Consider the following 24,515-nt stretch of genomic DNA (forward strand, 5'->3'; position numbering starts at 1 on the left):
ATAGTCTAAAACTTAATTACTTTTCTCAGCTTTTTGCTTTGGACGCCTAAAAGTTTTTCTTTCGGACACTCTTGCAAACGCTTGTTTAAATTCAGGCTCTGAAGTAACTCTTCCTGTTCTGACATCCTTTATTGGTTCCAATACATCCACAACATATATACGCTCTAAAGCAGGCAGGGATTCTTCTTTATTAAGAATACTGACAAACTTTTCACTGTTATTTTGAACCGAGCTCATAACTATCAAACTTTTAAATTTCTTAATTTTATCATCTGGCAATTTACGGGTAATATCAAAAGAGTTGATTTCAGAAGCCTCTATCCCTTCAACTGCCTTAAGTTTTACTTTCTTACTAGCAAGTTGGCTCACTGGGTAAGCATAGTGCTGAGCACTAGGCACTATACCGAGAACTGAAGCTCCCTGACTTTCAAGACTAAGAATTGCCTTAGGAGTACTATTCGGTCCAATTAATCCTGAGTAAGTTTGCTTTAAGGGCCACATATGTCTATGCCGTGTTCTATATAAAGTATTGGGACCATCAATAATAATGAGTGTATTTTCATCTATGGTAACTCCTTTACTCTCTAAAGCAGCAATTGCAGTCTCAAGCTTATATACGTTCTCAAGTTGATCCACAGGGTAATCTTTAGTAACTGCTGTACTTTCGTTGGTTCCTAAGTTATCTGTAGGTGCTGTGTGAACTTCGAGTTCATTATGAGAATAGGCAGCAAAAGACTGAGACCTTGCTCTCGAGGCTACAGATGGATCGATTGAAGGAGTGTCAGACAAAGTTTTTGGATTAGGTAATCCACTTGTATCAATCGCTCTTCTTGTAGTAGGCGCTGATGAGACTCCAGAATCACTTGTTTTTTGAATCTTAGAGATAACAACATGCGTTGTTTCAATAGGCAATTTAGGAACAGAAGCTTGTTCTTTTGCCTGAGCGTGTTCTACACTTGAATGCTCCAAGCGTTCAGTCTCGGGGTCACCTCCCTCATTTCCTTGAGTTTCTATTTCAGTTAAACATATACTAAAACCAAGATCTTTTGGTAATTCATCTTCACATAAGTAAATAGTTTTTCTTAACTCACTATCATCTTTCTCAGTACTAATTTTGGTAACACGCAATTCTTGTGTTTCGAAATCTCTTGCCACGGTAACAAAACATTTCTTTGCGGTTACTTGCTCCAAGACAGTGTGAATAACAACAGACAGCCCTCCTTTAAGCTGTTTTAGCTCCGATTTTAGTTCCTCTTTCTTTTTCTCATTATCTTGATTTTTCTCATTTTTCAAAAACCATAAGTTATTTCTCAAGGATTTCCCAAACGTCAAATCAGTGAAGTCCAGCGGAGCTTGTACTCTGCTTTCTAATGTTCTAGCTTGAACATCACCACTATAAACGTCATTGAAGTATTTGCTAACTTCAGAATAAGTTGAACTATGATGTATATCAGAGTCCCCCATGTGCGTTATCGCTTTTTTAGTTTCCTCATCGTATTCTTTTGAACGAACAGAAGTAATATAAAATTGCGTTCTATTGGTTGTATCATTTATTCGTGTGACAGTTAGATACCTTGTTTCTATTCTCCATTTCTTATCGTCATTTAAAGGTGGACGATCCAATTTTACTTTTATAACCCCAGAGAACCCCGGCTGAATTGAATCTAAAAACTGTTGTAACTCTTTTTCTTTACCTACATCCTCTAAAAAGTAGTCTTCAGTTCGATGATTAAACGAAATTTTTTTATCATCTAATATAAGTACTCTACGAAGTTTTAACCTTTCAGCTTCATCTATTTCTTTTTTAGCAACTTTAAATTTATTATTAAGGGCTTCACTGGTATCTTTACCCTGAACTACCTGTCCAGCTTCAGATAAATTCTGCCCTGGTTTCAGAGTACAAAGAACTTCAAGAAAATGACCTCTAAGCTCTAAGCCATTCATTGCATCATATGTTTGAGCCGTGCTCCCTAAAAGCCCATCAACTCTTGGTTTTAGGCCCATCACACTCACTATCACACTACCTTTACGCACTTCAACTAGTCTGACCTTAAAAACTTTAAAATTTTCACCTTTACCTATTTCTAATAAAATTTCTTCTCCTTCTTTGGGTCGTATTTGACTAGGGAGATTAGTGGGCTCAAAATTAATATAGTAATTTGTAGGTGAATGTAATGCGGGAGCGGGAGCAGCAGAAGCAGTCATTTTTATTTCCTCGAAGAAAGCTAGATAATAGAATTTAAATTTCAAAACTCTAACTTAGCTAACAATAAAAACGGCCAAGTCTATATCTTAATACATATTTCCGATCAGAAAAGCTGTTTTTAAATTTGATTGAAGGTCACAGTTTTTATTTACTAAAACTCTTTGGTGCCAAAATTTAAAATTAAAGGTGTTACTTTTTTCGCAAAAAACTAAATAAAAGCATATTTTCAATCATATAAATTTATAAACAAAGATCTTATAGTTATATATTAGGTTATAGCGACTCTTGGCATATAGAAAATACAAATTTGTAGATGTTTATGAAGGGAGTATTATCGGGTCGAGAGCATAAGCTTTCCTTTCCTGATTTATCAAAGTGATGCTCTGGTGTCGTAGCTATACCCTTTAACCTTTCCAATTAAGAGGTTATTCAGTTAACGTCTAGGTTTCGATAGTGTGATATGCACTCTTCGAATCGATGATAACGGACTCAAAGTATTGTATGGAACTGTTTACTTATGAAGAAAGTGTAACTTTAAAACATCATGTAGCTACGCCTGACCTTTACACTCCTTAAGTAGTTGATTATTTTATTTTTCCATCATTTTACCGTTCATTTCAATCCGGTGAGTCTCTTTAATATAATCAAAAGACTTTTGAGATAAATTGAAGAAAATAAGGTAATAAAAAAGGAGCAAAAGATCACAGATGATATTTATCGTCAGATTAGATTGCGGGAATAATTTTTATTAAACTAAATCATTCCCGTAAATAACCCCTGAATAAACAGCCTTTTCCAACTAAAATATAGGTAGAAACATCTAACAATTTCTAGAATAAATATAACATCTGAAATAAATTTATTAGATTGGTAACAGTAAAGAAATTTGATATTACTTTAAGTCAATTCAACACCCTAAAAAATATATTTTATGTTACTGTTATTCTCTAACCAAGCTTATTGGCTTTTTAAAAATCAAAAATAACAAATTGTTTAATATATTTTTATGTTCCTAATATATAATAATCTTTGTACATTTTAGAAAACAAAATATCAAGAGCTGAGGAATTATAATTTTGCTGTAATGCTTTATCAATACAACTGAAAGTGAATACTTTTTCACCTCCATATGAAACTCTGAAGACATAAAAAGTCCAAGGTACCCCATCTTCAATAAGTGTCACTGAATCTCCAGGGGTTAATTTTACAGCTAGCTGCCTTAATCTTTTAGCAGTACTAACCTTTTTAAATTCTTCATATCTTTTATCACTATCCCTCAATTTGAATTCTTCAAGCATAGATAAATTATAGTTCGATTTTTTCACTGCAACCGTCGAAAACTCGTTCTCCAACATGTCAACTTTAGGAATTTTTAATTCCCACCCGCAGTTCATATTGCATAAGTGAATATCACTAAGCAGAGTTGGCAGCTTCTCAATTAAAAAAACATCCCTTATTGCTTCTTTAGTTTCTTTTGTACCTCTCAGTTTTACAGTAACCAATCCGTTATCGAAACAACGCACTACTAAATTCACTGGATGAAGTGTTTCTGACCTGTATGATTCTGAATCAACTTCCTTACCAGGAGGAATAATGAGAACTTTAATCTTCAATGATAATTCTTCGTTCTCTTTTAAACTTTCCAATTCCTCTCTACAACTTAATACATCTTTATCTTTACCCAGCCAAAGTGTGTCATCTTCTTGTATTAAAATTACATCATTCCAGAAAGGCAAAGGTTCTTTGGGTGTTGTGCTAACAGTTGATAAATCTATTCCTTCTTTTGAAATTTTAATAATTTCAAACTCATCCAAACAAGTTGGAACAATATCAACCTCCTGTTCTTTATATGATTTTGCAACTATTCTAGCCGTTGCCTCCTCTGCCAATTTGGCTTTATTCTGGGGTAAGGGCTTTGAAGTTGATGCTTCAAAAAAATCCTTGAGAACTCCTGGATTAACTGATTTGTTCTTAGTCTTAGAGTATTGAGATATAAAGTCTATTACTTCTTGTGCTGACAACTCATTGGTTTCAAATACACCTTCCGTATTAAAGTTCAAATATGAAGCTGAAACTTTAGTCATGAGCTTTCCTTGACTCAGTACCGGCTTTTCAATATCAAAAAAATAATGCTTTTCGTCTGTCCAAACACTTACTTTCTGCCGAGTACTTAGAGTGTTTTTTAGTTCAAACAACTCTTGTAAATCATCCAGAAAGTACACTGAATGATTTTGATTTTTTATTTTACCCTCCACAATGGACGCCTTTATTTATAACTTAAATGAATAAAACGTAACTACCTAAATATTTATTCTAGGTCTTCAGTACTCTCAAGCTTAATTCACTAATAATAATATGAGCTTTATAAGTGCGCACCTTTTGTTAATCAGAATTAATTTTATCACTCAATGTATTACTGTCGTCATTGCGTTTGCGTAGTAAATTTTTAAATATCAGAGAAGACAATTCATCACCTACAGTTAGAAAGGCCAATGAAGATTTAGTATTTAATATCAATATTTAAGGTAAGCTGTTTTAAACTGCTTACCTATACAGCATTGAAGAAAGTTAATCTCTAAAATTATTCAACTTGCGCCTAGGTGATAATACTAAGCCCACTCAATGAACAATGGTAAAAATCACTAATTAGTGATAAAAAAAGCAAAACTTTAGCTTTTGTTATTCAATGCGATGAAGACGAAAGCCTGTAAAGGCAGTACATAAAGGGCTTTCATTTTTTGGCTCAATCTTTGCTCAATGCTTTTTGATAAATCAATTCACAATGATTAAAGGGAATAATATGGATATTAGCAATATCAGTAACATCATCATCGTTGCCATCGTCTTTTTCGCCATCTTTGGAGCAGACTTTTTTAAGTACCGTCTACGAATGAAACAGCTTGAAGCCAAAATAGATAGCAGCGATAAAATGAAGCTTATTGATGAAGTAGAAAGTATCAAGCATCGCTTAGTTGTATTAGAGAAAATCATTACAGACAAAGGCTATGAAGTGAATGAAGAAATTAATAAGTTGAAAGGTTAAGCCTTAAATGTAGTCACAGTAGAAATCACTTGCACTTTTCCTCACTCTAAAGGCTCCCCAAAAATTTCGACTGATTGAATTTATAGGACAGAGGGTAAGCAATAAGCTGAATGTCCGAGGCATGGATGCCGAGGCCAAGCGCCCATGGATGGGCTTGCAGCGTTTCAGCGTTTGCTTATCCTCTCGTTCTCAACAATGGGGATTCGTTAGAGCCCTCGCTGGTGCGATATAGACTAGTCTCTAAAGTTATTAAACTGAAATGGCTGTCCTAAATCAGATTCTTTCGCTAAACGCATCACAGCTTGCAAGTCATCTCGTTTTTTACCTGTTACACGCAAACTGTCTCCTTGAATTGCAGCTTGAACCTTTAGTTTGCTCGCTTTAATCAGTTTTACCAGTTTCTTTGCAATGTCTGTTTCAATGCCTTCCTTGAAACGAACTTTTAACGAGAACGTTTTCCCACTGTGTACCGCTTTATCATCCACATCCATTGCCGCAGGGTCGACATTTCGCTTACTTAACTGCATACGGAAAATATCGATCAATTGTTGGCATTGAAAATCATCTTCCGCTGATACCGTTACAACAAAATCATTCAATTCAATACTGGCTTCTTTACCACGGAAGTCAAAACGGCTTGAAAGTTCACGGCTTGAATTATCAACTGCATTTTTCAATTCAACTTTATCAATTTCGGACACGATATCCATAGATGGCATATGAAGTTACCTCAAATAAGTATGTTGAAATAATTCTAGTCTTCCTTGGTATTTAATAAAAGCCATATTATGATGTTTAGCCTTGTTCAATATTGGGCGATTATGTGATTAAACAGTCTCATCTCTTTAAATTTCTGCTTGTGGTCACTGTATTGGTCATTAGCTATTTAGTATTTTCTCGTCCTGGTTATAATCAGTCGTTCCCGCACATTGATAAGATTGGCCACATGGGTAGCTTTTTCTTATTATCAGCATTAACCCATTTGGCGTTTAAACCTAAATGGTGGCGTTTAATGTTGGGGCTTATCGCTTATGCAGGTCTAATTGAAGTTGTGCAATCTTATTTACCCTACCGCAGCGCATCATGGGCAGATTTTGCTGCTGACATATTAGGGATTGTTGGCTTTTATCTATTATTATTAGGTTATCGTAAACAGCGCTCATCATAATTTCTTTGAATGAAAGTTATCTAAACAATTTTATGAATATGAATTTATCTGAAACCAAAATTGGCATTTTAGGTGCTGGAGCAATCGGACAACTTATTGGTTTCCAACTGCACCAAGCGGGTGCGCGTCTGAATTTCATTCATAAATATGACTACTCTTGTGATGAAGTCGTCAACTTCACGGCTCTCGATAAAGACGAACATCAATATCAAATCAGAGCATTAACAGCCAGTGATCCGTTGGTAAAACAACTTAAACTCATTATTGTCTGTGTTAAAGCCTATCATGTTGTGGATGCCATCAAAGGTATTGAGCCATTTCTTGCAAAGGACTGCCACATTGTTCTACTCCATAATGGTTTAGGGCCCCACTTAGAGATCAGCCAATATTTAAAGGCCAACCAAGGGTTGTCACTTGGTACCACGTCTCAAGGTGCAACTCGTGACTTCAAATGGTCAGTAACTCGAACAGGGAAAGGGCTAACTCAGCTTGGGCACTGCATTGGTCAACCATTAAATGATGACTTAAAACAATTGTTATTAACGGCTATTCCCAATAGTGAATGGACCGATGAGATCTTACCGTCTTTATGGTACAAATTAGCTGTAAACTCAGTCATTAACCCACTCACTGCAATTAACTCTTGTAAGAATGGCTCTCTGGCACATCAAGACTACAGCAACACCATTCAAGATATTATTTCTGAACTCATGCTTGTTGCTGAGCATGAAAAACTGCCCATTGAGCGCACACTCGTCCATGATCGAGTGCATGAGGTAATTAAGTTGACTCAAAACAATTACTCATCAATGCACCAAGACATTGCGCATCAGCGCCAAACAGAAATCGACTATATCAACGGTTATCTCGTGAAGTTAGCCCATAAACACCAAATACATATTCCAACTAACAAAAAGTTATTAGACTCGATTCGATTGCTAAGCCAGCAAGGTCAATAAGCATCAGATGATATAGAATGCGCAACCATCGATATGTAACCACAGTTGTAACACATCAGGTTACTGAGGCCGAAGCTAAGAAAACCTAAATTAATTTATAGTCAGCTACTTAAAATGGCATTGGTTAAAAAGACGTTATCAAGTAGAATAGCGTCCCTGTGTGAGTAATTCTTAATTTTCAGTTCGAACGAGTTTAGATGAGCCTAGTTGCAATTGGTGTAAACCATAAAACTGCTTCTGTTGATTTGCGTGAAAAAGTCGCCTTCTCTCCAGATGTGATACATGAAGCCATGAAAAGTTTGGCTCAACGCACCCCAACGGGTGAAGCAGTGATTTTATCGACTTGCAACCGTACTGAACTTTATTGCAATAGAATTCAAGCCGATGATGTTTTAGCTTGGCTTGAAAAATTCCATGGTATTGATGCTGAAATACTTCGCCAGCATACTTACACTCTCCAAGATGTCGATGCCATCAATCACTTAATGCGTGTCTCTGCTGGTTTAGATTCTCTCGTTTTAGGTGAGCCTCAGATCCTAGGGCAAGTGAAACAATCGTTTACTAAAGCTAAAGAAGCTGGGACCGTCGGTGCAACGCTTGACCGCCTATTTCAAAATACCTTTTCAGTAGCAAAACGCATTCGAACTGAGACCGAAATTGGCAGTGCCGCAGTATCTGTAGCTTTTGCAGCTGTAAGTATGGCGAAACACATTTTTGCTGATATGCAAAAAACCAATGTATTGTTGATTGGTGCCGGTGAAACCATTGAACTTGTTGCCCGTCATTTAAAAGACAGCGGTGTTGAAGAGATGGTGGTAGCTAACCGCACACTTGAGCGCGCTAAAGGGATGTGTGAAGAATTTAATGCGAAAGCCGTGACGCTAGAAAGCATTCCTGATCACTTACCCCACGCTGATATTGTAATTTCATCGACCGCAAGCCCACTGCCTATTTTAGGTAAAGGCTTAGTCGAACGAGCACTAAAACAGCGTCGTCATCAACCTATGCTATTAGTCGATATTGCCGTACCTCGTGATATCGAATCAGAAGTTGGTGAACTGGATGATGCGTTTTTGTATACCGTCGATGACTTACACAGCATCATCGAACAAAATATTGAATCTCGAAAACAAGCGGCTGAAGAAGCTGAAATAATTGCTAATCAAGAAGCGGCTCAATTTATGGAGTGGCTGCGTTCTCTTGATAATGTTGATAGTATTCGAGCATACCGAACTCAAAGTTTAGCGGTAAAAGATGAACTTGTTGAAAAAGCCTTAAATAAGATTGCTCAAGGCGGCGATAACGAGCAAGTTCTTCTAGAATTAGCCAATAAGCTGACCAACCGACTTATCCATGCACCGACACAAGCGCTGACTAAAGCCAGTCGTCAAGGTGACATGAGTACACTAGAAACATTAAAGTCCGTACTCGGGCTTGATAAACACTAAGGTCGTATCCCAAATGAAGGAATCCGTTATTCGCAAGCTTGAAGGCTTGTTAGAACGTAATGATGAAGTTACCGCTCTATTGGGCGATGCCAGTGTGATCGCTGATCAAGATAAATTCCGTGCCCTTTCAAAAGAATTCGCACAGCTTGAAGATGTGGTAAAAAGTTTTAAAGCTTTCCAACAAGCACAGCAAGATCTAGAAACAGCAGAAGAAATGCTAGCTGAAGATGATCCAGATCTTAAAGAAATGGCACAAGAAGAGATCAAAGAAGCGAAATCCGCTTTGGAAGCATTAGAGGGTGAGTTACAAATCCTATTGCTACCTAAAGATCCTAATGATGATCACAATGCATTCATTGAAATTCGTGCGGGTGCTGGTGGTGATGAAGCAGCGATTTTTGCTGGTGATTTATTCCGAATGTACAGTCGCTTCTGTGAAGCCAACAAATGGCCTATGGAAGTCATGAACGCCAATGAGGGCGATCATGGTGGTTATAAAGAGATGATCGTGAAAGTTTCTGGTGATGGTGCTTACGGTACGCTTAAGTTCGAATCAGGTGGTCACCGTGTTCAGCGTGTACCAGAAACTGAATCACAGGGTCGTGTTCATACTTCAGCTTGTACGGTTGTTGTTATGCCTGAAATTCCAGAAGCAGAAGCCATTGAAGTTAACCCTGCCGATCTAAAAGTCGATACTTTCCGTGCTTCAGGTGCTGGTGGTCAGCACGTGAACAAAACCGATTCAGCCATTCGAATTACTCACATTCCATCAGGTATTGTCGTCGAATGTCAGGATCAACGTTCACAACATAAAAACCGTGCTCAAGCAATGAGTGTACTTTCCGCTCGCCTGCAAGCAGTTGAAGATGAAAAGCGCCGAAGTGAAGAAGAGTCAACACGCCGTAACCTTGTTGCTAGTGGTGATCGTTCTGAACGTATTCGTACCTATAACTTCCCGCAAGGCCGTGTAAGTGATCACCGTATTAACCTAACACTCTATAAGTTAGGTGATGTTATGGAAGGTGATTTGAATGCGATTTTAGAACCGATAATGCTAGAGCATCAAGCTGATCAACTTGCAGCATTAGCTGAGTAAAGCAGCTTAAGCCATATTCAAACTATGAATATGGCTTAAAATCACCTTCCCAAAAAGGACAAGGCAATGTCGTCACAGTCAACCATTTCGGCATCAATACAATGGGCTTATCAAGAATTAATGCAGACTTCTGAGTCGGCTCAACTTGATGCAGAAGTATGCTTACAGCATTGTCTAAATAAAAATCGTACCTATCTGTATACGTGGCCAGATAAAGCACTCAATCAAGAACAATGGCAGCAATTTAGCCTGATGATATCCAAACGCAAAACGGGCATTCCCGTGGCACATATTATCGGCGAACGTGAGTTTTGGTCTTTACCTTTCTTAGTGAATGACACGACATTAATCCCAAGACCTGACACTGAAATTTTAGTCGAAACTGCATTGAACTTAACCCTACCAGAAAATGCTAGAGTACTCGACTTAGGCACTGGTACTGGCGCAATCGCTCTCGCTTTGGGTTCTGAAAGGCCCAAATGGCAAATTACTGCTGTTGATAAGATTGAAGATGCGGTAGAACTGGCCAAACTCAATCGACAGAACCTAGCGCTACCTCACGTTGAAATTCTACAAAGTGATTGGTTTTCAGCCATTGCCGAACAACAATTTGACTTAATTGTATCTAACCCGCCTTATATCGATGAAGACGATCACCACTTGGGTGAGGGTGATGTTCGCTTTGAACCTCAAAGTGCACTTACTGCAGCTGATCATGGTTTTGCAGATTTATACTTTATTGCAGAACATGCATTAAACCATATAAACACTAACGGTTACTTGTTAATGGAACACGGCTACCAGCAAGGCATTCAATTAAGGAAAAAGCTTGAGAGTCTTGGTTACTGCAACGTAGGGACAGTAAGAGATTTTGGCAGTAATGAGCGCTGTACTATTGGTAAATTCAGCTAACTTTCACTTTGAAGCTTTACACTTAGCGATGTCAGCAAGTTTTCAACAACATCTGACACAAAACGATTAACGCTATCTCGATTTTTTGAGCTAATTTTTACCAGTAGTTGAATAACGCTAAACAGAGCCTAGAGGCCGTTCCCAATTAGTCATTTCGATTTTAGACGTAATCCGAAAGGCTGTTTAAATTTTCCTTTCTTCTGTATTGCCGAATGCTTATGTAGAACAACTACACCTCGCATTCGTCGTCTTGAATAAACAAAAAATCTACAACAGCAAATCGAAATCGTTAATTGGGAACGGCCTCTAATCAAAAGAATTCTTTTTTGCTATGTAGCTTTGCGTGTAAAAAATGTAGGCTTTGTAATATTTTATCATCAGCCGCACTTGAATTTATTTCTATGATTGTCACTCGCAATGCATACTTTATTAAAATAAAGAAATTTCAATGTCATTTAATCGTAGAACTCACATTACCAAAAGTATTATGAATAAGGTAAACTACTTCTTTCGTTAACCATTTATTGAGCTACCAAAAAATTATGACAAGCTTATACCCTGCGGTAAAACATCTGCACTTATTGCTAATTGCACTGAGTGTCGTTTTCTTCACCGTACGTTTTGTATTGCACCTACGTGGCAGCGCTATCTTAGAAAAAAAGTTTCTAAAAATTGCACCACATGTAATTGATACATTTTTGCTGCTTTCAGGCGTTGCTCTGTGCTTCATTATTAATCAATACCCATTTGAAAATACTTGGTTGACAGAAAAAATTGGTGCCGTTGCCGCTTATATCGTTTTAGGTATTATTGCGATGAAAATAGACCGCGGAGCCATTTTTAAAATTTTCGCCTACATTGGCGCAATTAGTTGGCTTGTTTATGCCGCGAGAATGGCCGTATTTAAACAACCCATAATGATAGTTTCATGAGTAAATATGCATTACCTGATTCAGTGAAATTACCTGAATCTCTATTAGAGCTGAGCGAACACCTCGGCTTTTCTCGTTTAGAAGACGCCAAATGGGCCTGGTTTGAATTATCAGGTTCAGTGTTAAGTCACTATCTCGTAAATCAACAAAAGCGCTTCAATGCTTTATTAAATTGGTTTTACCGAGATTTAGGCTTTCGACAGCGGGAAGATTACTTTAGCTCAGACGCAGCTGACTTAGGTACGTGCTTAATCAGTCGTCAGGGAAATAGCACTACATTAGCAACAGTATTTAAGCTGCTTGCTAAGCAACTTGATTTAGAGCTCGATCTCATCTTTTTACCTGGACATACTGTTTTACGCAGCAATGTTGAGGGAAGTAGCAAATTCATTGACCCACTCAATGGCAAAGAGCTGAACCGTAAAATGTTGCATGCTTTTGTTCGTGGCGAACTCGGTAATCATGCACCACTGAAAACCAGTTACTTCAAGCCAGCCTCTAACAAGCGCTTAATGTCTCGAATGATGCATGAACAGAAAGCCGGTTGCATCGTATCTCATCAATTTGAACAAGCATTAGAGTGCTGTAACTTGCTACTCGAATGGCACAGTGATGATGCTCATTTAAACCGTGAACGTGCTTTTGTTGCAGAGCAATTAGGCTGTATCAAGATGGCTAAAGAAGATTTAGAGCACTTTGTCGAACAAAGCCCTCACGACCCCGTGACCGAACTTGTAAAAATTCAATTGCAAGAGCTCAACGACACAACGGAAACCTATCACTAAATAGCACTCAAACCATAATGAGTGCAAATAATAATAACTGCAAAATTGCGCAAGGGAGACAAGTGACATGGCACATGATGTCTTGATTACTAACGATGCAACCGTTCTAGGTTTGCTCGCGGTCATATTAGGCTTTGTATTTTATACCAACAGTTCAAGCCACCCATTTTGGAAATCATTCTACAAGTACATACCAGCATTACTACTTTGTTACTTTTTACCGTCACTATTGAATACCTTTGGTATTGTTGATGGTCATGAATCAAAGATTTACTTTGTTGCGTCACGCTACTTATTACCAGCCTGTTTAGTACTTCTCATACTGAGTGTCGATCTAAAAGCCATTTTAAATCTTGGCCCTAAAGCATTAATCATGTTTTTAGTTGGTACTGCAGGTATCGTCATTGGAGCACCCGTTTCTTTATTAGTCGTATCGGCTATTGAGCCAAGTTTATTAGGCGGACATGGTCCTGACGCAGTATGGCGCGGCATGACAACACTTGCAGGCAGTTGGATTGGCGGTGGAGCCAACCAAGCCTCGATGAAGGAAATCTATGAAGTTGGCGGCGACATCTTCTCAGCAATGATCACCGTAGATGTTATTGTTGCGAACATATGGATGGCAGTATTGTTGTTTATGGCATCGAAACATAAACAAATTGACAAAAAGACCGGTGCCGATACCACTGCAATTGAGACCCTAAGACAGAAAGTAGAGAAATACCAAAAGGAAAATTCTCGTCAACCTAGCCTACGTGATTACATGCTCATTATCGCCATTGGTTTTGGTATCACTGGTTTAGCGCATTACATCGCCGACTTCTTAGGTCCTTTCTTTGCTGAACATTACCCTGAAACGAAGCGCTTTAGTTTAACCTCTAGCTTCTTTTGGTTGATTGTGACCGTTACAACAATTGGTATTGTACTGTCGTTCACACGAGTTAGAGAAGTTGAAGCCGCTGGTGCATCTAAAGTTGCCTCTGCATTTTTATACATTCTGGTCGCTTCTATCGGCCTGCATATGGATGTATTGAAAATTCTAGAAACACCTATTTATTTCTTATTAGGTATTAGCTGGATGATTGTTCACGCAGCCTTTATGTTAATTATCGCCAAGCTAATAAGAGCACCACTCTTTTATATGGCCGTGGGTAGCCAAGCCAACGTCGGCGGCGCAGCATCTGCACCAGTAGTTGCAGCAGCATTTCATCCTTCACTGGCGCCAGTCGGCGTATTACTAGCTGTATTTGGTTATGCCGTAGGTACTTATGCGGCTTGGTTCTGTGGTCAATTACTGCAAACCTTAACGAATTAATTATCACTTAGGCGCCTTAGGGCGCCATGTTAGAGGCACTCATAATGAGCCAAAAGAACATAAAACTTGGTAATATCGATATTGCCAATGATAAACCGTTCGTCCTTTTTGGTGGAATGAACGTACTTGAGTCACGCGATCTTGCAATGCAAATTGCAGAAACCTACGCTGAGGTTACTCAAAAACTAAACATTCCTTATGTGTTTAAAGCATCATTCGACAAGGCAAACCGTTCATCGGTTAACTCTTACCGTGGCCCTGGTATGGAGGAAGGTTTAAAGATATTTGAAGAAATCAAAAATACCTTCAACCTACCAATCATCACTGACGTTCATGAAGTTCATCAAGCGGCTCCGGTTGCTGAGGTTGTTGATATCATTCAATTGCCGGCTTTTTTAGCACGTCAAACAGATTTAGTGGTTGCCATGGCTAAAACAGGTGCAATCATTAACGTTAAAAAACCGCAGTTCTTAGCACCACATGAGATGCGCCACATAGTGAAAAAGTTTAACGAAGCAGGTAATGATGAAATCATGCTTTGTGAACGCGGCAGCAGCTTTGGTTACAACAACCTTGTCGTTGATATGCTGGGCATGGATGAAATGAAACAAACGGGTTACCCAGTCATTTTTGATGCTACGCATGCGCTTCAGCGTCCCGGAGGCCGAGCAGATTCTGCTGGAGGTCGTCGTGCACAAGCTACTGAATTAGCCCGCAGTGGAATGGCACTTGGCTTAGCGGGGTTATTCATTGAAGCACATCCAGATCCAGACAATGCCAAATGTGATGGCCCTTGCGCATTACCTCTTTCTAAGCTTGAAGGCTACTTATCTCAAATGAAATCTTTAGATGATTTAGTGAAATCCTTCCCTAAGTTGGACACGAGTATCTAAGTCAGTTTGTTAAGCCAATCGTTAAAGAATTAACGATTGGCTTAATTAGTTATATTATTTCGATCTAAACCTCAGATTACCTTTTCTTCATCTTCCTCGAATTTTCTTCATATTCCGACTATAAATTTAAAGTATAACTAGTGTTGTAGAGTAGCAATTATGTCATCAACAGCTCCCTGTTGCTCTCCGCCTAAAATCAGTTTTAAAGAAAATAATGGTTTTGAAGAAGTTGATTATCAAGGCGTAAAGTTCGACATTATAGGGCTAGGAATTATTCCTAAAACATATCGTTTAAAGCTCGACTCTCAAAGTCATGAGCTGCACCTTACTGTGTATTACTTTTTTGGTATTGTCCGTAGACGAGTAAATTTAAGTAATACACGTGTTAATAGTAATGATCATAAAGCATGGCAAGCTGTTATGAGTTGTCCGACTCTAACGCCTCTATATGCATCTAAAGCATTCATGAAAGATAAAGCCATAACCTTATTGGATAGCCTTGATTTAAATGAAAAGCGTAAGTCTCAAATTTCAGATTGGGTGCTAGTCAAAACGTGTGACTCAAAATCTGCGGATGCCGAAAAGAAAAAAAGAGTCATTCCGCCAAAAGGGATTGACAACGTCGTAGTACCGATTTCTCGCTTGAAAGCTTTATCACGCTTAATAGAGGCATCTCCAAAATCACTTGCAAACTATGTAATTTCAGAATACTCATTGAATGATGAGCATGCACTTAAGGCTAGAAAAGAATACGAATACTTTATTTGGTACTATCTTACTCATCCAGACGGCCAATACCAACATAGAATTCTTCAAGTTTGCCGTTTACTTTGCCTTCTTTCTCATGACAGTCAATTTGAGAGTAACGATCAGGTATATCAACTTATCTCTCACCTTTCTCCTGCAATTTTAAGAGATCTTATATTCAGCTGGAAAGTATTTAAATCATCTGAAGATGAATCACTATCTACTGATGAATCTCATGTTTCTACACTTTCAAATACAGAAGAGCCGTCGCCCGATATAACTCAGTCTTCATGTCCAACATCTGATAGTTTGGATGAGGAAAATAGTGAGTCACTCGAAATCATTGAAAGTATGCATTCCTCAACTTTTATTCAGGCCGTCTTATCAGGGCTACTTAACAATCGTCCAATAAAGTTTGCCGAATTTATAAACTTAATCAAAGAAGATACTGAGACCAAAGCCATACTCGACATCATGTGCCCCAAAACACCATCAAAAACAACTCAAGAGCACTTCATATTGGCTTGGAAGCTTATTCTCCATACCGAAAATTATCAAATGAATCAATGTAGAGATTATTTTCAATCTTATTGCCCTGAACATGAGCTATGTGAGTACCTTGTAAATAACTATGAATCGATGATGAGTGGTTTACTTTGTGATGACTTGAAAGCAAGGCTTCAAAATACCTTCTATCAATTCTTAAAGTTCAGCAAAGAGTCTCATCAACGAAAACTGGTTGAGTTATTTTATCGACCTCAATGCCAACATGGTAGAGAACTCATCTGCGTATATAGAGAGATCCATGGTTTATTCCCATTTGAAGCACGTGATGCTTTTGTTCTTGTTGATCCTGTTCAATCAAGCACTCAAGCCGAACCGAATGATGAATTTGAAGTAATTGAAAGTTCAGAAGCTTTAGAGCCTCGAAAACTTAGTGATATGGAGTCGGATTATGATGCAGACGAATCCGATACAGAAGATGAAATTGAAGTCATATCACTTGGAGCAGCAGTAGTTGTTCGTGTCGAAGAAACTTCAAAATCTGAAGATTCAGGTGAACTCAACCCACTTGAGGAAAATAAAGCAGAACAAGAATACGCAAGAGTTTCTCACTCCGTAACTTCGACACCCAATATCATTAGGAAACAACGAACGCTTACTTTCTAAATCACCATAAGTATATGGTTTACAAATATAATTACTCAATTTAACGAACTAAAAGCTCGTTAATACTGTATAAACATAAACACTATTTTAAATTGAAATTCATAGTTTATCTGTACTAAGTTACTTTAGTCCAAAGGGCGGGAACTTTATATTTGGGAGCAGCGCTTTCTCTCAATACAACCAGTGCCTCCAAGCATTCGTTTTTCTTTGAAGCCATAACTCCATTCTTTCTTAACTTAATTTGATGATCTAAAAATTCGACAACTTGAGTTTCAAAAGTGTGCCTCAAATTGGTTGCTCCTTTAGCTTCTGATATATATTCCTCAGCTCTCCAATCTAAAGGCTCATTTAATCGATCGATACGGCTTACAAGCTCATTAAAGGCTAGAATAGCGCCATTATAGCCCTTTACTCCCTCACTTTTATCTACATTATCAAATGCAGAACAAACTGTATCAAATGATCCTTTGATACTTTCTAACTCTTTTCTTTTAGCTTCAAGTTTTACTTTATTATCTAGAGTGACTTGCTCAATGCTAGGACGTTGCCCTGTACTATCTTCATCTGCTGCCGCTAATAAGCTTTTCACCTCTTCTTTTGTAAGAGGTTTATCTTCGATTTCAGTAGGAATGGTCGCTTTAATCACGTCTTTTAACCTATTGAGCCTATGAGTAAGCTGAACTTGCACCATTCCTTGGTACTTCTTGGACTCATCAGCTCGATAAGCAACGTTGCCATTCATAATGTCGGTAATATTTGATTGTAAGATATTCTGTAAACCTTCGTCTTTTTTTAATTCTAGGCCAGGCAAAGTTGAATGAAACCTCCTCACTACATCAGTTTCTTCTGTTCCTTCTGCACCTATTAAACTTTCAGTACACCACATACAATAAGTATAAGGGTGACCAGACTTTCGATTAATGAATATCACTTCAAAAATTTGATTAGGGTTTTGTTCCAAGGTGGTTTGTAATTTATTGAACGTTTGAATTTCAGGAGTTATTTGCTCCTCGCTCTCTGACCAATCTCTATCGAACAAACAAACAAGCTTAGATTGACTAGCTGCTACTTCAGACATAATTTGCACCCAGTTTTAGTAGGGAGCTACAGATTATCATGACTTATAACAGTTAAGAATTAAGGTTTAGTTTAAAAAAGTTAACCTTTTTAACGCAGGTTTATTGCAATGTTTTTATTTCAATATTCCTGAAACCTGATTACGATTTACATTCGCTTGTGCCATCAATGAAGTTACTTGATTTACAAATGGTGTGCTGCTCATTTGCTGTTGGAGTTGTTGCAACGCTTGCTGAATTTGAGCTTCATTATTTTGCTGGCGATTTACTTCCATCATTCGATCAATAATCGCTTGTTGACTGGCTTTAAGCTCTGCTAGCTGTTTTTCAACTTTACGTATGGTTTTAAGCACTTTCGCTTCGGTTTGTTTTATCTGCTGAATATTGGCAATTTGCCAATCACGAGGGTCTTGCCAGTTGAGTACTTCTTGAACTTTTATAGTTCGTGTTTCACCTGCAGGTAAACGCTGACCTTGACCGCTCATCACAATACCAGGCTGGACTTGTTGCCATAATTCTTTATCACAACTGTAAATCGCTTCGCCAGAATTAAGCAACCGAACCCTAACCCCCGCTTTTGCGAGACTTGAATCAACCAGTTGACTCAATCGTTCTTGCCCAACGTGCTTAGGCAAAAGCAGAGAGATCGAATTTTGCGCAATTTGCAGAGATATACGCTCATCAACGGGTTTGATACTGGTTAATTCAACAGACTTAAAGTTAAACCAATATTTAGCCGGGCTGCGGCCTTGGTTTAATAAGTTGAGTTGATGGTCAATTAACGGTTTACCTTGATAGCTAACATCTTGCAAAAACAGATATTCAATAGAGGACTGCATCTGTGAGGTAAGGTTCGGATCTCTACCACTTTGAGTATGCGCCATTTCTAGCTGCTTTTTTAATTTCAGAAGCTGCTTAAGCATCTGCGTTAATGCTTGCTCAGCAACTTGATTCGCTGAAATTAAATGCTGAGCTTGCGCTACACTCGCCCATTTAGCGTAACTTTGAAGACGGTGCTCTGGAATAGTACGAGCAACAGTCATACGCTCAGCTTGTTGTGGCTCCGCTTTTAACGGTGCTTGAACTGGCTTGGCGTCAGTACGAATTAAATTTCCAGTGTCAGTAATGGGCGTCAGCATTTAAAACTCTCAGATTGATTCAGTGTGACATTCTTGTCGGTTAATAATAACGTTATTCCTTGAACCTAAAAACATCAGAATGTTTTTAACGCATATGATCAAACAAGGTTAGCTGACTCACTTGTACGAATGTTTGCTGGGTTACCTGCAATGCCGTTAATTTCACATTAAATTCAGACATCGCTTTCGCGTAATCTAAACCTTCTGTTTCACCGATAACCTGCTCGTTAAACAATACTCGCTCAGAATGGGCTGTCTCTTGCAAACTCAAGCTATTTTGTTTGCCACCCATCACCGTAATTGCTTGTGAAATGCTGGTTAATGAATCATCTAAGCTATTCAGCATACCACTAGATACGGCATCAAATGCTGGTTGCCCCGGTGAAAGCGTGGGATCATTTAGCGTATCAATAAAAGCCTGCGTTTGATTTAAAATATCGGTGCTTGGATTTGAAAACAGAAACTCATCAGCCGTTACATTCACTGTCATCCAAGAAGATGATGATGTTTGCACTTCTCGGTGGCCATCGTTACCTTGATAAACGTAATTTCCTAATGCGTCTGTGCTGATTGGTACAGTAGATGTTTCATTTCCTGAAAATAAGAAGTTTCCACCTTCATCTTTAGCATTAACAGAGTCAACGAACGACGCTAGCAACTCTTCCAATTCAGAGGCATAGGCCGCACGATCTTCAGCTGACAAGCTACCATTATTGGCAGAAGTTGTAATCTCGCGCATACGGTGTTGTAAATCGACTAAGCTAGAAAGGTGCGTTTCTTGACGACTTAAGCCCGTCTTCAGAGCATTGATATTTTCAATAAACTGATTGGTCTCAGCAACATCACGTTCTGATGCCATGACCAGTACAGAGCCAATCGGATCATCAGAAGGTTGCAACAGCTGCTTACCTGTTGCTAATTGTTGGTTTAACTTTGCGATATCAGCCGTCGTCTGCTGAATCGTAAATACACTGTTAGTATAAATATTTTGTGTACTAATTCTTAGCATAATAAGTACCCTTGTGAATGTAATTGAAGAGTCTTAGTTTTATTTGCATGGGTACTTAAAACCTATACGTTGTTCAAAACCGTTTGAAATAGCTCATCTGCAATGGCAATAATTTTTGCGTTTGATTGATAGGCTTGCTGATAAATGATCAGATTTGCCCCCTCTTCATCAATGTTGACACCACTGGTACTTGCCCACTGAGTTTGAGCTTCATTTTGTAACTGGATTTGTGTAGTCAAACTGGTTTGAGCTTGCTTAGATTGGCTGCCTAGGCTTCCAACTTTACTGGTAAAAGCATCACTCAGTGTCGTCGTCGCACCGATTGAGCCGAAGGAAATACCTTTAGTCGCAAGCGAAATAAAATCACGCAAATTTGAGTTGTCCCCCGGCGTACCATCTTTACCAAAAGCCAACGCCTCAGCAGTAAAGTCTGCTGTTACTCTCAAACTGCCAGCAGGGTTATTAGGGTCAATGATGAATAAATCTTTCGTTGGAGTAGCACCGGCTAAATCAGTCCCAGCAGCCAACACAGTGTTAAACTCTGTGGCGAAATGAGTCGCAAGTTCATCAATAAAATCAAAAGAAGGCTTTAGCTCATTATCGCGATAATCGATCATACCACCTAAGCTACCGCCCTGGATGTTGTTGACAGGAAAACGAGTATCGCCAAACTTAATGTTTACAGTACTAAACTTTGGATCTGTCGGGTCAACTTGAGTTTCTAAGGTCGAGAACTTTGCCCCAACTAATAATGGTTGGCCGTTAGGCAAAGAGATGTTCACCATATCATTTGGTGCACTGACCACATCAACATTCAAAATTTGTGCAAGCTCGTTGATTTGAGAATCACGCGCATCTAATAGTGCACTCGGTACGTTACCACCGTTGCTGCTTGCTTGAATTTCAGCATTTAGCTCTGCAATACTCTTCAATTGCGCATTCACTTGCGTAACTGATGCCTTAATTTGCCCCTCGATTTGGTTAACTTGAGTATTAAGCCCTTGGCTTATTGAGTTAAACCTTTGAGAAATATTGTTCGCTTCATTCAGCACTCCTTGACGAAAAGCAATTTCATTTGGCTGTTGCAGTGCTGAGTTGAGAGAAGCAAATAAATCATCTAATCCCGCTGAAATATTATTGCCTTCACCTGCAAAAATTTTCTCTACTTGACCGTAATAGGTTGCTTGTGTTTTTGCATAACCAACAGCTGAACCTGTCGCCCACAGTTGCGCAACTTCATATTGATCAGAGATGCGTCTAACGCCATCAACTTGAACACCGCTACCTTCGCCATAAAAGCCACCGCCAGCTGAGCTCGTCATCACTTGCTGACGGGTGTAACCTGACACCAACGAATTAGCGATATTATTGGAAGTGGCACTGAGTGCCGCTCGGCTAGCATTTAAGCCTGATAAGCCGTTGTCAATCATGCTCATGTATTTCTACCCTAACCGATTTACTTGTGGGTAATCGGTGAAATCAATGACGCCTGCATGGCCGTGGTATTACTGACCGGCGCTGAATTTGTTTGTTGTTTTTCTAAAGCGACATTCGGTTGAACGGTCTGAAGTCCTGCTGACAATTGTTTTGTCATAACTTTAGCTAACCCAGTGCTTTGCATTTGGCTCAAACGTCCAGCAAGCTCTGCATCATGCCAATCACGGTACATGCCATCATTTTGTGAAGACAACGGACTATCATCGTCAGACAACACATCACTGGCTTGACGCATTTGTTTTAATACGGTTTGCAAAAACTGTGCTTCAAACTGTTGGCTCACTAATTCAAGTGCGCCCTTTTCGCCGTTTGTTTTGATCATGTCACCAGCACTAAGCTGGTTTAAATATCCGTGGGAGTTTTCTAATTTCATTAAATGACGACCAACTCTGCTTCTAACGCACCAGCTTCATCCAATGCCTGTAAAATTGCCATAAGATCCATCGGGGAAGCACCTAAACTGTTCACTGCTTTTACAACTTGTTCGAGTTCAATGCCTTCTTGCCAAACGAACATGCGCCCGTTGCCTAAGTCAACATCAACACTTGAATCATTGGTTACCACAGTGTCGCCTGCAGCATCACCAAAGTTACCGCCGTTAGGCTGGCTAACTTGCTGTCGCTCAACAATGGATACCGTTAAATTGCCATGACTTACTGCGGCCTTACGTACGACAACATCGCCGCCCATAACTACAGTTCCTGTACGACTGTTAAATACAACTCGAGGTGATTTTCGGCCTTGTTCAATTTGTAACTCTTCCAACATTGACATGAATGTTACGCGTTGACGATGTAATGAAGGACCTTTAACTATCACTTTGGCATTGCTGTCTGCTGCAGCGACTTCGGGGCCAAATACGCCATTAATGGCACGCTCAATATTGCGTGCCGTTTTAAAACTTGGGTTACGCAAGTTGAGCACAATATTGGCATCATCTGAAAAACTACTGGAAAGGGAATTCTCCAACAGAGCACCGCCAGGGATAGTGCCTACTGTCGGAGAATTAATCGTAATAGATGATCCGCTTTTTCCTTCAGCAGAGATCCCGCCTACAACAAGATTACCTTGAGCAACCGCATAAATTTCGCCATCAATAGCGCGAAGCGGTGCCATCAATAACGTACCACCACGTAATGACTTAGCATCACCTAGCGAAGAAACGGTCACATCGATTTTTTGCCCAGGGCTGGCTAATGGGGGCACATTTCCGTGAATAGCTACTGCGGCAACGTTTTTTAATTTGGGATCATTACGGCCATCGATTTGCACACCAAATTGTTTGAGCATATTAACGACCGACTGGCTGGTAAACCGTACTTGAGAGCGATCACCCGTCCCATTTAAGCCAACGACTAAACCATAACCCACCAGCTGGTTATCACGGATACCTTGCACATCCACAATATCCATTAAATAGCGAGTTTGTGCCGCTTGAGTGTGTAAGCTCAAAAAAGGCAGTAAAGAAAACAAACAGAATAAGAAGCTTTTTTTCATATTACTTTTGCTCATATTACTTACATACATTGCGAGTGCCTTACATCGGGAACCAAGGGCTATTAAAGAAGCGTGATGCCCAACCCATGGCGTTGCTATCGGCAACGGCACCTTGACCGCCATATACAATGCGTGCATCCGCAATTCGTTGCGAAGAAATGGTATTGTCATTATTAATATCGTCGGTACGAACTAGACCTAAAATACGAATGAACTCATCACCCTGATTTAGGCTCAGCCACTTCTCACCTCTGATATGCAATGTTCCATTTGGATACACTTTAGAAACAGTGACAGTAATCGATCCTGTCAATTGGTTTCGTTGAGAGCTTGAACCATTGCCATTGAACGATTTTCCTGAATTCACATTCGCTGAGCCGTTAAAACTGGTGTTATCACCAGAAACTTGCGCCCCTAAGTTAAGCCCTGAATCTTTGGCCGTTCGCGTACCTGCACTTTTACTTGCTTGAGTGCGTTCGTTCAACGAAACCGTGAGAATATCCCCTTGGCGAAAAGCACGTTTATCATTGAACAAGGTTAATAAAAAACCTGGACGATAAGCGCTGCCGTGTTTCGCTTCAGGTAAGCTGTAATCAATTTCCGGTGGTGACCATTCTTTACCGCCAGGTTGAGCTCTTTCATCTGGAAAGTGTGAAGCACATCCTGCCAACAACAATGGCAAAACAACAAGATATTTTTTTATCGTACTAAAACTAGAGGTAATCATGGTGTCAACCTTAATCAAATATCCAAGCACACGAAGTCGAGTAAGTCAGAATGTGGATTTCATGTGCTACGGTACTTACCATTACATCGCTTGATTCAAGAACTGCAGCATTTCGTCAGACGACGACACTACTTTGGCGTTCATTTCATAAGCGCGTTGCGTTGAAATCATTTCCACCATTTCTTCAACCACATTGACGTTTGCGCCTTCAAGCGCACCTTGTCGTAGCTGCCCGAAAGCGTCTTCACCTGCAATACCTTCAATGGCTGCACCGGAAGCCCCCGTTGCGTGGTACAAGTTATTACCTCGAGCTTCCAACCCTGCAGGGTTGGTAAAATTAACCAAGGTAATCTGTCCGAGTTCTTGTGAATCACCTTGTCCAGCAATTTGTGCTGAGACAATACCGTCAGTTGCGATAGTGATGCTTAAAGCATCTTCTGGAATTTCAATATTCGGTTGTAAAGGCAAGCCTTGAGAAGTCACAATCAAGCCGTCACTGTTACGATACAGTTGGCCATCACGGGTATAAGCGATATCGCCATTAGCTTCTTCTACTTGCAAAAAGCCTTGTCCTTCAATCGCTAAATCCAACTGCTGATTCGTTGTTTTTAAATCACCTGTCGTGAAGATTTTTTGTGTACCAGCAACACGAGTACCTGTACCGATTTGCATACCTGCAGGCAATTCGTTTTGTGCATCTACTTGACCACCTGGTTGACGTTGCATTTGATAAAACAAGTCGTTAAATGCAACACGATCACGTTTAAAACCCGTGGTATTTACGTTTGCCAAGTTGTTGGCAATGGTCGTCATCTTTTTATCTTGAGCGGCCAGACCTGTTTTGCTGACCCATAAAGCAGATTGCATGAATCCGTTCCTTATTATTCTTAGTCAAC

At 39.4% G+C, this 24,515-nt stretch carries 22 protein-coding genes; 11 read left to right on the plus strand and 11 right to left on the minus strand.

The genetic code is table 11. The annotated features are described in order from the left end of the window. Nucleotides 1-12: 12 nt before the first annotated feature. Entirely contained in the window at nucleotides 13-2,205 is a 2,193-nt protein-coding gene (locus AC1EU2_RS04035) for a hypothetical protein (protein ID WP_480296708.1), read from the minus strand. Between the two features lie 1,005 nt (nucleotides 2,206-3,210). Then, nucleotides 3,211-4,461, minus strand: a complete 1,251-nt coding sequence (locus AC1EU2_RS04040) for a hypothetical protein (protein ID WP_480296709.1) — start codon at nucleotides 4,459-4,461, stop codon at nucleotides 3,211-3,213. 545 nt (nucleotides 4,462-5,006) lie between these two features. Between AC1EU2_RS04040 and AC1EU2_RS04045 the strand changes: the two genes are divergently transcribed. Beyond that, nucleotides 5,007-5,249: a hypothetical protein gene (locus AC1EU2_RS04045; protein ID WP_480296710.1), complete on the plus strand. Its 243-nt coding sequence runs from the start codon at nucleotides 5,007-5,009 to the stop codon at nucleotides 5,247-5,249. 233 nt (nucleotides 5,250-5,482) lie between these two features. On the opposite strand, the gene AC1EU2_RS04050 is transcribed toward AC1EU2_RS04045, so the two are convergent. Further along, complete coding sequence (locus AC1EU2_RS04050) at nucleotides 5,483-5,968, minus strand: YajQ family cyclic di-GMP-binding protein (RefSeq protein WP_480296711.1); 486 nt, start codon at nucleotides 5,966-5,968, stop codon at nucleotides 5,483-5,485. Between the two features lie 104 nt (nucleotides 5,969-6,072). Between AC1EU2_RS04050 and AC1EU2_RS04055 the strand changes: the two genes are divergently transcribed. From AC1EU2_RS04055 to AC1EU2_RS04100, 10 genes are all read left to right on the plus strand, one after another. After that, nucleotides 6,073-6,417 (plus strand): VanZ family protein, encoded by a 345-nt coding sequence (locus tag AC1EU2_RS04055; protein ID WP_480296712.1) that lies wholly within the window; start codon nucleotides 6,073-6,075, stop codon nucleotides 6,415-6,417. 32 nt (nucleotides 6,418-6,449) lie between these two features. Next, on the plus strand, nucleotides 6,450-7,376 hold the full coding sequence (locus AC1EU2_RS04060) for a ketopantoate reductase family protein (RefSeq protein ID WP_480296713.1): 927 nt from the start codon (nucleotides 6,450-6,452) through the stop codon (nucleotides 7,374-7,376). Nucleotides 7,377-7,573: 197 nt separating this feature from the next. Next, complete coding sequence (gene hemA / locus AC1EU2_RS04065) at nucleotides 7,574-8,824, plus strand: glutamyl-tRNA reductase (protein WP_480296714.1); 1,251 nt, start codon at nucleotides 7,574-7,576, stop codon at nucleotides 8,822-8,824. 13 nt (nucleotides 8,825-8,837) lie between these two features. After that, entirely contained in the window at nucleotides 8,838-9,920 is a 1,083-nt protein-coding gene (gene prfA / locus AC1EU2_RS04070) for a peptide chain release factor 1 (protein WP_480296715.1), read from the plus strand. A gap of 66 nt (nucleotides 9,921-9,986) precedes the next feature. Then, nucleotides 9,987-10,832 carry a peptide chain release factor N(5)-glutamine methyltransferase gene (gene prmC / locus AC1EU2_RS04075; protein WP_480296716.1) on the plus strand — a complete coding sequence of 282 codons (846 nt, stop codon included), beginning with the start codon at nucleotides 9,987-9,989 and terminating at the stop codon, nucleotides 10,830-10,832. Nucleotides 10,833-11,374: 542 nt separating this feature from the next. Next, complete coding sequence (locus AC1EU2_RS04080) at nucleotides 11,375-11,764, plus strand: SirB2 family protein (protein WP_480296717.1); 390 nt, start codon at nucleotides 11,375-11,377, stop codon at nucleotides 11,762-11,764. Then, the gene (locus AC1EU2_RS04085) at nucleotides 11,761-12,549 is read left to right on the plus strand and encodes a transglutaminase family protein (protein ID WP_480296718.1); all 789 of its coding nucleotides are present in this window, start codon (nucleotides 11,761-11,763) and stop codon (nucleotides 12,547-12,549) included. Before AC1EU2_RS04080 ends, AC1EU2_RS04085 begins: the two co-directional genes overlap by 4 nt. A 67-nt stretch (nucleotides 12,550-12,616) precedes the next feature. Further along, entirely contained in the window at nucleotides 12,617-13,864 is a 1,248-nt protein-coding gene (locus tag AC1EU2_RS04090; protein WP_480296719.1) for a DUF819 family protein, read from the plus strand. A gap of 44 nt (nucleotides 13,865-13,908) precedes the next feature. Further along, nucleotides 13,909-14,757 (plus strand): 3-deoxy-8-phosphooctulonate synthase, encoded by an 849-nt coding sequence (kdsA, locus tag AC1EU2_RS04095; protein WP_480296720.1) that lies wholly within the window; start codon nucleotides 13,909-13,911, stop codon nucleotides 14,755-14,757. 159 nt (nucleotides 14,758-14,916) lie between these two features. Further along, nucleotides 14,917-16,674, plus strand: a complete 1,758-nt coding sequence (locus AC1EU2_RS04100; protein WP_480296721.1) for a hypothetical protein — start codon at nucleotides 14,917-14,919, stop codon at nucleotides 16,672-16,674. A gap of 115 nt (nucleotides 16,675-16,789) precedes the next feature. Here the strand turns inward: AC1EU2_RS04100 and AC1EU2_RS04105 are convergent, their stop codons facing one another. The 8 genes from AC1EU2_RS04105 to flgG all read right to left on the minus strand — a co-directional run bounded on the left by AC1EU2_RS04105 (nucleotide 16,790) and on the right by flgG (nucleotide 24,486). Continuing rightward, entirely contained in the window at nucleotides 16,790-17,752 is a 963-nt protein-coding gene (locus AC1EU2_RS04105) for a hypothetical protein (protein ID WP_480296722.1), read from the minus strand. 114 nt (nucleotides 17,753-17,866) lie between these two features. Beyond that, nucleotides 17,867-18,889, minus strand: coding sequence for a hypothetical protein (locus tag AC1EU2_RS04110; protein ID WP_480296723.1), 1,023 nt, complete (start codon nucleotides 18,887-18,889; stop codon nucleotides 17,867-17,869). An 85-nt stretch (nucleotides 18,890-18,974) separates the two neighbouring features. Further along, entirely contained in the window at nucleotides 18,975-19,898 is a 924-nt protein-coding gene (gene flgL / locus AC1EU2_RS04115; RefSeq protein ID WP_480296724.1) for a flagellar hook-associated protein FlgL, read from the minus strand. 62 nt (nucleotides 19,899-19,960) lie between these two features. Then, a complete protein-coding gene (gene flgK / locus AC1EU2_RS04120) occupies nucleotides 19,961-21,334 on the minus strand; it encodes a flagellar hook-associated protein FlgK (protein ID WP_480296725.1) in 1,374 nt (457 codons plus the stop codon). Nucleotides 21,335-21,354: 20 nt separating this feature from the next. Continuing rightward, entirely contained in the window at nucleotides 21,355-21,768 is a 414-nt protein-coding gene (locus tag AC1EU2_RS04125; protein ID WP_480296726.1) for a rod-binding protein, read from the minus strand. Further along, nucleotides 21,768-22,892 carry a flagellar basal body P-ring protein FlgI gene (locus AC1EU2_RS04130; RefSeq protein WP_480297074.1) on the minus strand — a complete coding sequence of 375 codons (1,125 nt, stop codon included), beginning with the start codon at nucleotides 22,890-22,892 and terminating at the stop codon, nucleotides 21,768-21,770. Before AC1EU2_RS04130 ends, AC1EU2_RS04125 begins: the two co-directional genes overlap by 1 nt. 40 nt (nucleotides 22,893-22,932) lie before the next feature. Next, nucleotides 22,933-23,619: a flagellar basal body L-ring protein FlgH gene (flgH, locus tag AC1EU2_RS04135; protein WP_480296727.1), complete on the minus strand. Its 687-nt coding sequence runs from the start codon at nucleotides 23,617-23,619 to the stop codon at nucleotides 22,933-22,935. Between the two features lie 81 nt (nucleotides 23,620-23,700). Then, complete coding sequence (gene flgG, locus AC1EU2_RS04140; protein ID WP_129948430.1) at nucleotides 23,701-24,486, minus strand: flagellar basal-body rod protein FlgG; 786 nt, start codon at nucleotides 24,484-24,486, stop codon at nucleotides 23,701-23,703. Nucleotides 24,487-24,515 lie beyond the last annotated feature (29 nt).

The sequence above is a fragment of the Parashewanella sp. 2304DJ23-3 genome (assembly GCF_056591695.1).

Coding starts and splice junctions, on each gene's coding strand:
- AC1EU2_RS04090 (WP_480296719.1), top strand. CDS start 12,617: ATGGCACATGATGTCTTGATTACTAACGATGCAACCGTTCTAGGTTTG.
- prmC (WP_480296716.1), top strand. CDS start 9,987: ATGTCGTCACAGTCAACCATTTCGGCATCAATACAATGGGCTTATCAA.
- flgH (WP_480296727.1), bottom strand. CDS start 23,619: ATGATTACCTCTAGTTTTAGTACGATAAAAAAATATCTTGTTGTTTTG.
- AC1EU2_RS04050 (WP_480296711.1), bottom strand. CDS start 5,968: ATGCCATCTATGGATATCGTGTCCGAAATTGATAAAGTTGAATTGAAA.
- AC1EU2_RS04045 (WP_480296710.1), top strand. CDS start 5,007: ATGGATATTAGCAATATCAGTAACATCATCATCGTTGCCATCGTCTTT.
- AC1EU2_RS04080 (WP_480296717.1), top strand. CDS start 11,375: ATGACAAGCTTATACCCTGCGGTAAAACATCTGCACTTATTGCTAATT.
- flgG (WP_129948430.1), bottom strand. CDS start 24,486: ATGCAATCTGCTTTATGGGTCAGCAAAACAGGTCTGGCCGCTCAAGAT.
- prfA (WP_480296715.1), top strand. CDS start 8,838: ATGAAGGAATCCGTTATTCGCAAGCTTGAAGGCTTGTTAGAACGTAAT.
- AC1EU2_RS04125 (WP_480296726.1), bottom strand. CDS start 21,768: ATGAAATTAGAAAACTCCCACGGATATTTAAACCAGCTTAGTGCTGGT.
- AC1EU2_RS04105 (WP_480296722.1), bottom strand. CDS start 17,752: ATGTCTGAAGTAGCAGCTAGTCAATCTAAGCTTGTTTGTTTGTTCGAT.
- hemA (WP_480296714.1), top strand. CDS start 7,574: ATGAGCCTAGTTGCAATTGGTGTAAACCATAAAACTGCTTCTGTTGAT.
- AC1EU2_RS04035 (WP_480296708.1), bottom strand. CDS start 2,205: ATGACTGCTTCTGCTGCTCCCGCTCCCGCATTACATTCACCTACAAAT.
- AC1EU2_RS04060 (WP_480296713.1), top strand. CDS start 6,450: ATGAATATGAATTTATCTGAAACCAAAATTGGCATTTTAGGTGCTGGA.
- AC1EU2_RS04100 (WP_480296721.1), top strand. CDS start 14,917: ATGTCATCAACAGCTCCCTGTTGCTCTCCGCCTAAAATCAGTTTTAAA.
- flgL (WP_480296724.1), bottom strand. CDS start 19,898: ATGCTAAGAATTAGTACACAAAATATTTATACTAACAGTGTATTTACG.
- flgK (WP_480296725.1), bottom strand. CDS start 21,334: ATGAGCATGATTGACAACGGCTTATCAGGCTTAAATGCTAGCCGAGCG.
- AC1EU2_RS04085 (WP_480296718.1), top strand. CDS start 11,761: ATGAGTAAATATGCATTACCTGATTCAGTGAAATTACCTGAATCTCTA.
- AC1EU2_RS04110 (WP_480296723.1), bottom strand. CDS start 18,889: ATGCTGACGCCCATTACTGACACTGGAAATTTAATTCGTACTGACGCC.
- AC1EU2_RS04130 (WP_480297074.1), bottom strand. CDS start 22,892: ATGAAAAAAAGCTTCTTATTCTGTTTGTTTTCTTTACTGCCTTTTTTG.
- kdsA (WP_480296720.1), top strand. CDS start 13,909: ATGAGCCAAAAGAACATAAAACTTGGTAATATCGATATTGCCAATGAT.